This is a genomic window from Clostridia bacterium, from assembly GCA_017554615.1.
In the GTDB taxonomy this organism is placed as follows: domain Bacteria; phylum Bacillota; class Clostridia; order UMGS1840; family HGM11507; genus SIG450.
Genome location: JAFZHY010000006.1, coordinates 37,201 through 50,948 on the forward strand (window position 1 = coordinate 37,201; position 13,748 = coordinate 50,948).

Sequence of the window (13,748 nt, forward strand, 5' to 3'; positions counted from 1 at the left end):
GTAGTAATTATATTATTTTACAAAATAGCGATAAATAAATGTTACAATCTGTGCACGTGTACAAGCATCATTAGGTCCAAAACTTGTAACTGACAATCCGTTAGTTACACTTTCGTTTACTGCCCATGCAACAGCACTATTGTAATATGAATCTGTATCAACATCTTCAAATGGAATATCTGACTCTGTCATAGGATTACTTGCAAATCTCCATAAGAATGTTACAGACTGAGCACGGTTTACAATTCCTTCAGGATCAAAAGATGTTGCAGATATACCTGATGTAATTCCGTTTTCTATTGCCCAGATTACTGCATCATAATAGTAAGAATTTGCATCTATGTCAGCAAATAAAACTTCAGTGGCAGTTGCCTTTGGACTTCCTGCTGCACGCCATAGGAATGTTACCATCTGCGCACGTGTACATTCATCATTTGGGGTGAATGAACTTTCACTTGTGCCACTTGTAATATTCTTTTCTGTTGCCCATTTTACTGCATCATAGAAGTAATCTGACTTCTTAACATCACCAAAATTACCTAGTGTATCTTCATCATTATTATCTTCGCCTTCTTCATCAATTTTGACAAATTCAGCATCAATTGTAATTTCTGATTTTGGCATTATAAATGTATATTCATCACCTTTTAAAGTAAGAGATATCTCATTACCATTTTTATCAAGAACAACTAACTTGGATAGTTTATATCCCTCGTCAGGAGTTACATTGATAACTACTGTTGAATTAGGTTTTGCATTTTTTACATTAGTGTTAATTTTACCACTATCAGTTTTTGCTAATGAAACTTTATGAGTAGAAACTATACTTCCGCCTCCGCTTGAACGACGGACAGGTGTAGCTGTAACTTCATTTGATTCAGTTTGTCCGATGCTATTTATAGCAACAACTTTAATTGCATACTGAACACCATTTTCAAGTTCAGTTATTTTATAACTTGTCTGTTCTGGAGTGATAACAGCAACTTCAACTTCGTCTACTTTGATTACGTAATTAATAATTTCCGAACCATTTGCGCTTACATCAAATGAAACTGTTAAGCTTTTATCTCCGGCAGAAACTATTGGATCTTTTATAAACGAAGGTGCTTCAGCAGGAATTGAAATAGTGTTTGAAACAACTAATCCTGTATAAGTATCGCCAATCGCAACTAACTGAACTGATATATCGCAACCTTTGTCAGCATTTGTAACAGTGTATGTTGTACCTGTTGCACCAAAAATTTCAGTACCATTGCGTAACCATACGATATTATAATGTTCGGATTCAGGTGCGTTTTCAATTTCCAAAGTAATTTCTGTTGTTCCTGAAAGTGTAACAGTACCGGTCAATATACTTTTTCCAACAGTAAACACATTACTTTCTACTGAACCAGAATAGTTTCCTCCGTATGTTACTACAACTGTGATATTTGCGCCTATATCGTAAGATGTAACAGTATATGAAGAAGTAGTTGCTCCCTCTATATCATTGCCATTTCTCTTCCACTGATATGTGAACACTTCGCCAATTGGCTGTTGAGTAACTGTCAACACAGTATTTTCCAATATTTCAGGTTCACTTGTTGTAACTATAACACTACCTGTGCAAGGAGCAGGATTTATCACATATGTCTTTACAAAAGAATCTGAATAGTTACCCTTACCTGAAATGGTAACTGATGAAGTTCCTGCATTAATATTATTATCATATGTAATATCATAATCTGTATCTGTAGCAAGAACTATGTTACCCCAAGCAACACTAACCACAGGTTTGATTTCTTCTCCTGAGTATGTGTATTCATCAAGAATACCTGAAACAATAAATTCATTTTCTACTAAAGGTTTTGGTGTAATTGCAAATGTTTTTTCGACTACACCTGCATAGTTTCCTTTAGCTGTAACTGTTATTGCAGCTGTTCCTACATTAACATTATTGCTGTATGCTACATCATAATCTGTTGTTGAAGAAAGTGTTTGTGATGTAACTACAGGTTTTATTTCACTACCTGTAAACACTTTATCTTCACTGTCAAATTCAAAGTAGCTTTCAACTATATTCTTAGGAGAAATTACAAATGAAATTGCAAGTTCTTGAGAAGGTTCATAATTAGCATCTCCCATTTTAGATGCAGTAAGTGTAACTTCACCTATTTTAAGGATTTCTGCTTTCCAGATGTTGTTGTCAACAACATTAAGCTTAACAACACTGTTATCTGAGCTTACAAGTTTGTATAAACCTGTACCATTACCTCCACCAACTACAATATTAATATCATCGCCATATACTGCTGAGATATTTTCGTTTGAACCATTAATTGTAATTGCACTCTGAAGTTGTTTTGTAATTTTTGCATTATTAAAGTTATATGTTTCAGGAATTGAGTAATTATCCTTATCTTCACCGCTAAGTATAAATCCGTTGATTGATACTGTATAGTCATCATCTACATCTTTTGCACTATACTCTGAAGCTGTTGCAGAAGTCATGTCAATATAAACACTGTCATCACCCACAACTCCATCAACACCTAATGCACCACTAATTACACCCGGATCAGTTGTACCATCATATACTTTTGCAACTGAAACATCACCATCAGATAGATTTAAAACTTTTTTAGCTATAGTAAGAATTGCAGTAGTTTCTCCGATATGTCCAGGAATTTGTGGATTTAGGCTATCAGGTGTATTATCTTCATAATGTGCCTTTATACCATACTTACCAGCATTAACTGGTTTTACATCAGAAGTAGGATACTCTGTTCCTTCAATACCTGTATATGTATAAGTCCATGTATATCCACTTGATGGCTGATTTGAATAACTGCCTGCAACTGTATATGCATCTCCATATACAGTATTCACATCATTAAGAGTAATTTCTACTGTAGATTTGTTTTTAAATTCAAAGTTTATTACAACATCTGTATCGTTAAAGTTATTTGTTGAAACTGCAACAACTACTGAATCAGTAACATCTGCTGCCTGTGGGGTTGGAACGACAACTTTAAGAATATCTCCATCAATACCAACTCCATTTTTCTTAACATAAGTGCCTTCTTCCTTAACTGAATATGTAACGGCACCGGCGTCGGAAGGAATATCATTGATAATTGTGCTAAGATTGAAAGAATATTCTTTCTGACCTTGAACTACATTTAATGAAAGTAATGTCTGCGCATCAGATGGCATAAGCACTGGAGAATCAGCTTTGGTTATTTTTCCGTTTGCCACAACAGTTTGTGATTTCAAAGTGTAGTTCTTTACTGAATCTTTAAGTGCAACTGTAACATTAACATTTGCGTTTTCTGATGCATTTTTATCTTCATATACTGCACTTACAATATCATAGTCAACGCCTTTTTGTAGTGTATCGCTACCCTTTAAGCCATCGAAAGAAACACTAACAACTGAAGCATCGTTTGTTTGTGCATTATATTTCTTATCTGCAACTACTGCTGATTTTAATTCAATTTCTGCAGGTGTAATATTCCAGTATCCGTATGCAACTCCTGTGTAGTTTCCTGTTCCTTCCACTGCAATTATATACGCATCATCGCTTACATCTTTTGCAGAAACAGTTGAATTCTGAATATCTTCCAATATAATATATCCATCTTCTGATACTCCATAAACATTTGTTACTTCAGGTGTAACAAGACTGCCTGTATATGGTACGGTTATTGGATTAGATGAATCTGTCTCTACTGCATCCCCTGCCCCAAATTTTAGAGAAACTTTTGCTCCTTCAATAGATTTAGGGTTTATAATAACAATAAAATCATTTTGAGCTTTATTATCCTTATCTTCGTATGCAACAGATACAGTATAAGTTCCCGCATCTAAAATTATATTATTTTGTTCTCCGTTTATTTTAATGGTTTGTGCTTCGCCAAGAGGAGAACCTGCCATAGTTGACGCAGCAAACATATTAGCAGAAAGAGTATAGCCTTCCTCGTTATATGTGCCAACAAATGTTTCTCCATCTTTACTCAAACCGTTTGGTAGGTTTTTCCAAGAAATTATACCGGCATCTTTCCCTGTAACATTAACCACAACTGAGCCTTTATAATCTTTGTAATTATCCATATCAGTTGCTTTATAATAAAGGGTTACTCTTTGTCCTTCACCAGTATATTCTGCGGTAATCTGACTAGTTAATGATGCAGGTTGTTCGCATAAAGCATCTGTATACCAGGAAATTTTCGCAGATACATTTTCGTTGTTTATCCCTGTAACATTTTCCTGAGAAGGAAGTTCGGCATATGTTGTTGTGTATTTTTTTGTCATTTCATTAATTCCGTTTACAATCTCAGCTTTATTGATTATCCACGAAATCTGTATATCATTTGTACTGCCATTTTCCCAGACAGTATTATCCTTATCTTTTAACGATGCAGTTGCAGTATATGTTTTTGCATCCTTACCGCTTGTTTCACCTGTTATTAAAACATAATCATCATCAGGAACTTCAGAATATTCAAAGGTCTGAACTTCTCCTGTATATGTGATAACATCACTTGAAGCAACTGGCTTTGTAATTTCTAATGGTTCAACTGTAATCTCCTGAGTTGTTGTTTTATTACCGTATGCAACTGTCCAGCTTGTATCTACAACTGTAAGATATGTATCTGTATCAATAACACATTGAGCTGTTACATCTTCCGTTGCTCCGCTTTCGTATGTCGCAGTTACCACCATACCTGTTTTATCAAACTTCTCAAACGCTATGTAGTTAACTTTTGTCGGTGGAGTTGTAACAGTAATATAGTCTATACTGTCAAGAACTGTTACATTGAAAACGCAAGTACAGTCATTATATTTTGCAGTTAATATGTTTTTGCCAACTTGAAGTCCCATTTCAGGAATGAAAATTTCAAAATCTTCCCACTCACTGTCTCCCTGTGTATAAGAAACACTTTCGCCAGAATCATTTATATATACGAAAGACTGAACCATCTCTTTAATATCTTCAACAGAACTATCTGTATAAATATTTCCTGATACTTCGCCAACTGAGATTGCAGGAGCCTGAACAACTGTAAATTGTCCTGCTTTTCCTCCGTTAACATTTCCGTCAATTACATATGTATTTTCTTTACCTGATATGCCTGTTGTTTCTACTAAACATATATTTCTTAAATCAGTTTCTGTAAGATCTGTTTTTGCAGTTAGAAATAATTTAAACAATGTTCCAGATGTAACAACCTGACCTTTTTTTATAATACCACCATTTGCAAGGCCCTGTACAAGTGCAACGCCATCGCCATAAGTTGTAGTAAGCTGCGACGGAGTATTAAGCACACCTTCATAACTTCCTTCATCTCCGTAAGAGAATTCAACTTTATCAGGGTCATAACCTATCAAAAGATTATATCCTTGCATACTGTCATCTGCAACTGAAGGGTTGCCTATGTAATTTACATATAAACAGAAATTTTCATTTGCAGCAACTTCAGTTATCTTTTCAGTTTCTTCCTCGTTGTAATATTCAAATGTAAAATATAGTGTTTTGCCGTTATCACCATCTGCAACATTAGCTGCGAAACCAGTTGTCATTCCCATTAACATTGAAACAGATAAAATCAACGCAAGCACTTTTTTCATAATCTGGCTCATTTTGTTCCTCCTTGTTTATTTAAAAGAATTTATCTTTCCTGTACCATACTGTAAAATTAACAATGCATCTTTAACACCACAAACACCATCACCATCAACATCTGCGGCAACTCTTTGCGCTTCAGTAGCAGGATACTTGCCCACACCTATCTGTAAAACAATCAACGCATCCTTAACACCAAAGTTGCCATCATTATCTATGTCTCCCAATGTATATGCAGGCATTTCTACATCAGCAGCATAATTAAGGGGTATTTTAACAAGATCAGCTCCCTGCATACTTGTTGATATATAAAGTGAGAGGTCAGTTGTATCAGTTGGTAATATAGGATAAACATTAAAGTTTATATTAGAACCTTCTGCTTCAACCTGGTCTATGTAATAGATATCAGTATCTACTGTAGGTAAACCACTGCCCTCAACCATTATTACTCCGTAATATTCGCCTTCAACTGCTGCTTTATATGTTACTTCAAGTCTGTCTGAATTCATATACCACTTTTCGTCATCTTCATCAGCATCAAGATTCTTTAATGTAACACTAACCTCAGTATCTCCTTTAAATGGCTTTATTTCAACATCATCATTCGTTCCAATGTCGTAAAAGCCATCTGCTTTAATTGTGTCAGCTGCCATTACCGAAACACAAGGAATGGCAATAACCAATAAAGCAAGGACCATAATACAAATTAATTTTTTCATTCTTTTCTCCCCTTTTTGTCAATTTAATTTATGTCAAGTTGGTTAATTAATATTTTCGCCAACTGTGCACGGGTTGCAAACTCTTTTGGGCTCAATGTTTCCGGGCTGGTTCCTGATATCAGTTTATTGTATATTCCCCAATAAACCGAACTTTTTGCCCATTCAGATATATCGGTACTGTCTTTAAATGTACTGTTGTATATAGGATAGAACTGAATTTCATTGCCAATTCCATCACCCGAATATCCATGCAATATCTTCATTGCTGCCTCACGGGTAATTGCTTCTTCGGGTTCAAAAGTTGTATCTGATGTTCCTTTTATATACCCGTTTGAAAACCCCCATTTGATTGCAGATATAAATTCCGGAATCTGTCCATCTGTATCCAAAAACGGAAGTTCAACATCAACTACAGGTCTTTCACACATTCTCCAGAGCACTGTAACAAACTGTGCACGAGTAACTTTTTCATCAGGATTAAAGCAACCATTTGTATCACCTATAAACAAACCGAGTTTTGCTGCTTCAATAATATAAGATTCAGCATAATGTCCACTGATGTCAGGAAATGTATGTTCTGAGACAGTTTCTTTATCAATACTGTCTTCTTTATCATTTTTTTCAGGTTCTGTTTCCTGTTCTGCATCATCATATTCACCACCCGAAGACGGTTGTTCAGAAACAGAGGTGTCTTCAGAAGGCTCTTCATTAACTGCATCATCAGGCTTTACAATTATTTCATCCATTATATCCGGTTCATTATCGGGGTTTGTTGGCAAATCGGTATTTTGATAATCACCTGCAATAACAAATTGTATATCTTTATTATTCTCATCAGCAAAAACTATATCTTTTAGTTTAAATTCAAATGTTTCAATATTTTCTTTTGCTGTAAATAGATAATGTGCTACAGGTCCATCTCCATTAAATGTTTTCAAAGAGGCAGCCGCAACAATCGCTCCACCGTCTCCTTCGGGGTTGGTTGCTGAAATGGCACCAGACAGACGTTCATCTATTATAACATCATCACATATCATAACATCGCTGTTATATGCCAACATAAACTGAACAGCACAAAATCCTGGATTATTAGAAATCTCTACCGATACTTCAAATTTTTCTCCTGCTTTTGGTAAATTATGCGGCACAGATAATTCAAATATCGCTGAGTCAGTCCCCGCACCAACAGGAATTACTGCTGATATTACAAAAAATATCAACAGACACATAATAAGATGTTTTTTCACTAATCATCCCCCACAATATTTTCAATTTATAATTTGATATATTTTACCATATAAATCCTTATATTGTCAAATGTTTTTATACCACAAATCACAAAAGTTTCATTTAAATTTTGTTTTTCTTTGCCGCAAATGCACCATACCCAAAACTGGTTACACTATCAGGAATAATTATACTTTTAAGACTTTCACAGAGATAAAAAATGCAAGATGATTGTTCTGTGTTTTCATCTACTTATTTATAACAATACTTTCTGTCCTATAACCGTATTCAGTATATGAGCTATCACTTGTCAGACGAATTTTAACAGTATTTCCAGGAATTGTAATTGTTTGTCCTGCAAGTTCCCTTCCGCTATATCTACCAATTTGATTGTCATTAGAATCATAAATGTAAATATAATCATAACTACTTTCGGTTTCGGTATCATCTGAGAAAGTTACATCAATGCTGACACACTCACCATCGTACACATAGGTCTTTGTTTCATCCATGTCATTTGCATATGGATGTTCTGATTCCAAAACATCTTCAACCAAAACAGCTTCCACAATCTCTGTTTCAACAAATTTTGATAACGGTTTTAATGAAGAATTACCATCCCAATAGAAAACTTTAACATTGTAATCTTTATACCTTTCATCAACATCAAATATTTCTATAGTGTTTTCTATCTCATCAATTTCTACAGGCTTATCTTTTATATCCACAAGCCTTCCCTCATCGTAGATAGCTAAGTATAGCGTACCCGCTTGGTCGATATAATTAAATTTGATTTTTACTGTTACTTTGTTGTTATGATACCAACAGTTTACAGATTTAATATTTGAGAGATTTCCGTCATAGCCAAATGTAATATTTGCATCTAACAAACAATTATTATCAGAACCTATTAAAATATCTTCCCATTCGCTTTCACTGCCACTGTAATATACATCTGTTAGACTATAACAGTAATCAAACGCATCATCTCCAATACTGGTTACGCTATCAGGGATAGTTATAGTTGTAAGACTTTCACAGCCATAAAACGCATAATCTCCAATACTGGTTACACTATCAGGGATAGTTATATTTGTAAGACTTGTACAGGAATCAAACGTAGCATTCCCAATACTGGTTACACTATCTGGGATAGTTATATTTGTAAGACTTTCACAGCCATAAAACGCATAATCTCCAATACTGGTTACGCTATCAGGGATAGTTATAGTTGTAAGACTTTCACAGTAAAGAAACGCATAATCTCCAATACTGGTTACACTATCAGGTATAATAACTTCTGTTAAGTTTTCGTTATCTGCTAACGCAGTGGTTGAAATAATTTTAACAGTATTCGGGATCGAATAACTATCACCTGTTTTCCCAGCAGGATATTTAACAAGTCTTGTTTTATTTTTATCAAACAGAACATTATCAACCACACAAAAATGTTCATTTTCCTCAGAAACATTAATAGTTTTTAGAGAAGATAAATAACCCAATGCCCATTCGGATATACTCTCAATGCTGCTCGGCAAGGTTAATGCTGTTATATAAACACCATTCCATTCACACTCTTCAAAAGCATAATCTTCAATTCCAGCAACTGAATATTCGGCTAATGTTGCAGGAATCTCAAGTTCGGTATCTGTTCCATTATAGCTTAATATTACCGCTTTACCATTAGATAGTGCATATGTGTAGTCACCTTCTGTAAAACGCTCTCTTTCTGCATAGAAATAATCCCAATCTCCTTCGCCAACTTCAGTTTTTTCTGTAGTGTTGTTTACAAAAGAAACATGTATATCATGTTCTTTATCATCTGCTTCAAAAGGAATAGAAAAATGTTTTTCAACCGTTCCAGCAGGTATCACTATCTCAAGAGTTTTTTCAATTTCACCATCATAATTTAATATATCTATAATGGCTACACAATTTATATATACATAATCAAATTCAATAGTTCCTTCTACAGCAGAACCCGTAAAGTAAACATCACCAAATCCGCCAAAGACAACATCTTCACTATAGTCAAACACTTTTTCTGCGTTTATTAAAGCATCGTTGTTTTCGCCGATAGTGATTGCATTCCATTGTTCTTGTGTGCCTATGTAATTAACAGTTTCAAGATAGTCGCAACCATAAAAAGCGTTTTCTTCTATCTCTACAATTGTATCAGGAATAAGGATAGTTTCAAATTCGGCATACTCAAAGGCTGAATTTGAAATTTTTGTTATAGTATACCCATCAAGTGAAACTGGAATCCATACCTCATAATCATCATATTCATATCCAACAATTTCAGCAGTAGTGTCATCTATAGGGAAATAGTAGAACCCATTTGAGTAATTTGGTTGAAGTTCTGCATAAAACTCTGTAGAAACGCTTGTACCTTTTGAGTTTTTGTCAGCTTCATTGTCATAGAACGACACTTTTATAATATGGTTTTTATTATCTCCTATGAAGGGAATCTCAAATTCCAAGGAATTTGAACCAACAGTTATTCCCTCAACAATGACTTTGTTTAAAGAAAGTTCCTCATTGTCTGTATAATCAAATATTTCAATATAAGCAATACCGACTTCGGCAACTGTTTTGAATTCTAACCTTCCATAGATTGTATTGTTTTCATATTCATCAATTACAATATTCTGGCAGATTATACTTCCATTTACATAGTAAACAATTTTGGAATAGTATTCAGCATCATTGCCTTTAGAAACCTCGTCCCAATCTTTTTGACCTCCAACATAGTTGATTTTAACACTATTTGTTTCGCCAAACACATCTACGCCAATGTTGGCTACAGTAACAGGAATTGTGATTTCAGTTAAACTCTTAGACTCAGCAAAAGCTTCATCGCCAATACTTGTTAAATTTCCAGGAAGTTCAATGCTCTCTAAATCTTCACAGCCATAGAAGGATTTGTCCTCTATTTCAGTAACACTATCCGGCAACACAATTCCTTCTATATTGGTCTGAGTAAATATTACGCTTGTAAGATAATCAAACACAGACAAATCAAGCTCACCCGAGACATTGAGATACTTAATTTCTATACCTGTAACATGATATTCTTCGTCAATAAGCTCCCATGTTATGCCATCCCATTCTCCCGGTACAGCTTCATTCCAATCTAGTAATTGTGCATTTTCATTTGATTTCAAGAAGGAAACAAGAGTTTCTATTTCCTCACTATCAAAGTTTTCTGCAGAAGCATTTATTTTCTGATTGACAACATTTAGTACAGATAGCTCCATATCTTCTAATGAATCAATGGTATTGGCATTTAAATAATTGCCAGAACAACTTAACTCAATCAAGTTGTCGCAACCTGAAATCTGAATACTTATAAGGTTTGAATTATCGCAAGATGCATATGTCAAGCTTTCGCAGTCAAATATTGACAAAGTCCCGATATTGTTATTATTTAAAGATAAAGTTTCTAATTTTACTAATTCCGACAGATTGATTCCCGTATTGATTTCACAGTCAGAAAAGTCAATATCCGTCACATAATATGTATCACCAAATCTTTGCCAAGTAACACCATAATATGTGCTTGGGTCATCAATATTCCAGCCAAGTTTATCTAAGTTATCTCCGCTTTGCGCTATCTCTTTTAAGATAGCTATATCGCTTTCGCAAAACTCAAGTTCAGACAATAATTTTTGCGGATAAGCGCTAATAACAGCATCATTTTGTTCAAAACCTTTAAGCTCCTTGTAAAAATCAGAACCCTCTGAAATATTCAAATAGTTATTTGATATGTAAATTGTGTTTGACGCCGTATTGTTTGTTAAATCAAGCGTATAAATGCTATTATTTTGTAAATTCAGGTTTTCAAGTGCTGTACAAGAACTCAAATCAATGTTTGAAATCTCATTGTATGACAAATCTAAATTCGTTAAATTTGTGCAATCCGACAAAGTAACATTTGTTAATTGATTAAATGGAGCCTTAAAGCTAGTTAAAGCCTCAAAATTGGACAAATCTATTTCTCCCGTCAGTTGCTTATATGAAAAATCAATTTCGGAAATATTGTTTCCATTCCATTTGATACCTGTCCATGTTGAGATATCATCAATATCATAGCCGAGAAGAGATGAATTTTCACCGTTTTGCAAGAATGTTTTTATTGCGTTTACCTCTACCTCATCAGGCTCAGATGGAACGGTGTCTAAAGACATCAGTCTCAACCCATAAAGAGCCGGGAATATTTCTGAATCATATAATCCAAGTTCAATTGCCTTTTTATATGTAGAGGCACTATGAGCCTTATGAAAATACGGATTAAGCACATTACCATCTAAAAAGTATGCAGTATATGGAAAATACAGCTTGCTAAAATAACTTTCCTCTGCCATTCTTGCTCCATATATACCCATTTTTACTTTAGAACTATCTTTGTATATGGCAACAGGCGCAAGATAATCTCTGAAGAATTTATGAAGATTCATACTTCTCACAGCAACCAAATCTGTGGGGTCATAATAATAAATTGTACTTTCGTATGCATCCTCTGCTGTTGGAGCAACAAATCCTTCTGTATATTTGATAATCTCATTCAACATCGCCTGATTGAATGGTGTTTGCCACTCTTTTAATTCCGTGTTGCTGTTTATTGCATTTCTGAAATACCAATTAGTGTTGTAAAGATTTTCAGCACAAACATTATAGGTTATACCATGCTTGCCATATCCCCAACTTTCCAGCGGAACCTGGGGCACAAAGTCATCTGTAAAACAGAAATTATAGATATTGGTTGATGCTTTGGGTTCCAGCGTGGTATTAGGTGTTGCGTATGTATAAGCATAAACATCAGCAAAATTGTCATAATGATCATTATAATACTGGGCAACAAGGTTAGCAACCGCTGCTCCTCTGCTGTGACCTGTAATAAACAAGATATCTTGTGTACCAGTCATATGGGAATTCATATAATCATCAAGGCGTGAAATGACATCTTCAGCAGCAAGGGCAAAGCTATACTCATCTTTTTGAGATGCATCATATTCCAAACCGGTAAAATCCATGTTACCCTTCCATTCAACGCCATGGGTACCGCGTATTGTAACACATACAAGGTTTTTTGTTACTCCGTTTTGTTGAACAAACTTTCTGCCTATTACAAAGCTTGTATTATGTTCATTATCATCCCCATCGGTGCCCTCTCCCCAGTTCCAATGGCTGAAATCATCAAAGCCATAGTCCTTTTCCATTTTCTCCATCAGTTTTTTGTAACCGCTATATGCCTTGTTTGACAAATCAATACCCATCAGGTTTAATTCTTCATTATAGGTGTTCTCGTCATAAGACCAATCATTAAAGACAACAGTTGCATTCTTGATTGGCTCGTTTCCTGTTGCAATGCTGACTTTTTTCCATTTGCTTTGCGATGCACTGTAGCTGATTTTCTGCAGTGCTGTGCATCCCGAAAAAGCGTAGGACTGAATTAGTTCTAAGCTTTTTGGTAGAGATATTCTTTCAAGTTCATTGCAGTTCTGGAATGCATATTCATCAATTTCAACAACACCATTAGGTACTGTTATGTTATTTAATGATATACATTCTGCAAACATATACGGAGATATTGTTTTAATATTGTTTGGAATATTCACAACCTTTAAATTCATACAGTTACTAAATGCACCACTTCCTATGTGATTAACCGTTTCTGGAATTACAACTTTATAAAGCTGCGAACAGTCTGCGAATGCATAGTTACCAATCTGATTTACCTTTTCCGGCAGATATTCTGAAACCAAACCATCACAACCATAAAATGCATAGTCGCCTATTTTTGTAATATTTTTTCCATATTGAATTTCAACAAGATTTTCGCAATCAGCGAATGCATAATCACCAATGCTTGTTACATTATCACCGATAATAACCCTTTCTATTTCATTTTTGTATGTATACCAAACTGGTCGACTGGTTTCAGAATAATTAGGCATGTTGCCATAGTAATTGATTGTTAGTGTTTTAGTCTGCTGATTATATTCAGGAACGAGAAGCCCGGAAGAATTACAATGTATCGTTGCATCTAACAAACAATTATTATCAGAACCTATTAAAATATCTTCCCATTCGCTTTCACTGCCACTGTAATATACATCTGTTAGACTATGACAGTAATCAAACGCAGCACTTCCAATACTGGTTACGCTATCAGGGATAGTTATATTTGTAAG

Annotated in this window: 4 protein-coding genes; all 4 read right to left on the reverse strand. The window is 34.7% G+C overall.

All coding sequences use genetic code 11. From position 1 onward, the window contains the following. Nucleotides 1–12 precede the first annotated feature (12 nt). Nucleotides 13–5,622 (reverse strand): S-layer homology domain-containing protein, encoded by a 5,610-nt coding sequence (locus IKZ35_01895; protein ID MBR4892716.1) that lies wholly within the window; start codon nucleotides 5,620–5,622, stop codon nucleotides 13–15. Between the two features lie 15 nt (nucleotides 5,623–5,637). After that, nucleotides 5,638–6,324 carry a dockerin type I repeat-containing protein gene (locus tag IKZ35_01900; protein MBR4892717.1) on the reverse strand — a complete coding sequence of 229 codons (687 nt, stop codon included), beginning with the start codon at nucleotides 6,322–6,324 and terminating at the stop codon, nucleotides 5,638–5,640. Between the two features lie 23 nt (nucleotides 6,325–6,347). Beyond that, nucleotides 6,348–7,571, reverse strand: a complete 1,224-nt coding sequence (locus IKZ35_01905) for an S-layer homology domain-containing protein (protein ID MBR4892718.1) — start codon at nucleotides 7,569–7,571, stop codon at nucleotides 6,348–6,350. A 228-nt stretch (nucleotides 7,572–7,799) separates the two neighbouring features. Beyond that, on the reverse strand, nucleotides 7,800–13,748 hold a 5,949-nt coding region (locus IKZ35_01910; GenBank protein MBR4892719.1), incomplete at its 5' end, for a leucine-rich repeat protein.

What these genes read in the sequence shown, in the direction of transcription:
- IKZ35_01895 (MBR4892716.1), bottom strand. Translation starts at nt 5,622, where the DNA reads ATGAGCCAGATTATGAAAAAAGTGCTTGCGTTGATTTTATCTGTTTCA.
- IKZ35_01900 (MBR4892717.1), bottom strand. Translation starts at nt 6,324, where the DNA reads ATGAAAAAATTAATTTGTATTATGGTCCTTGCTTTATTGGTTATTGCC.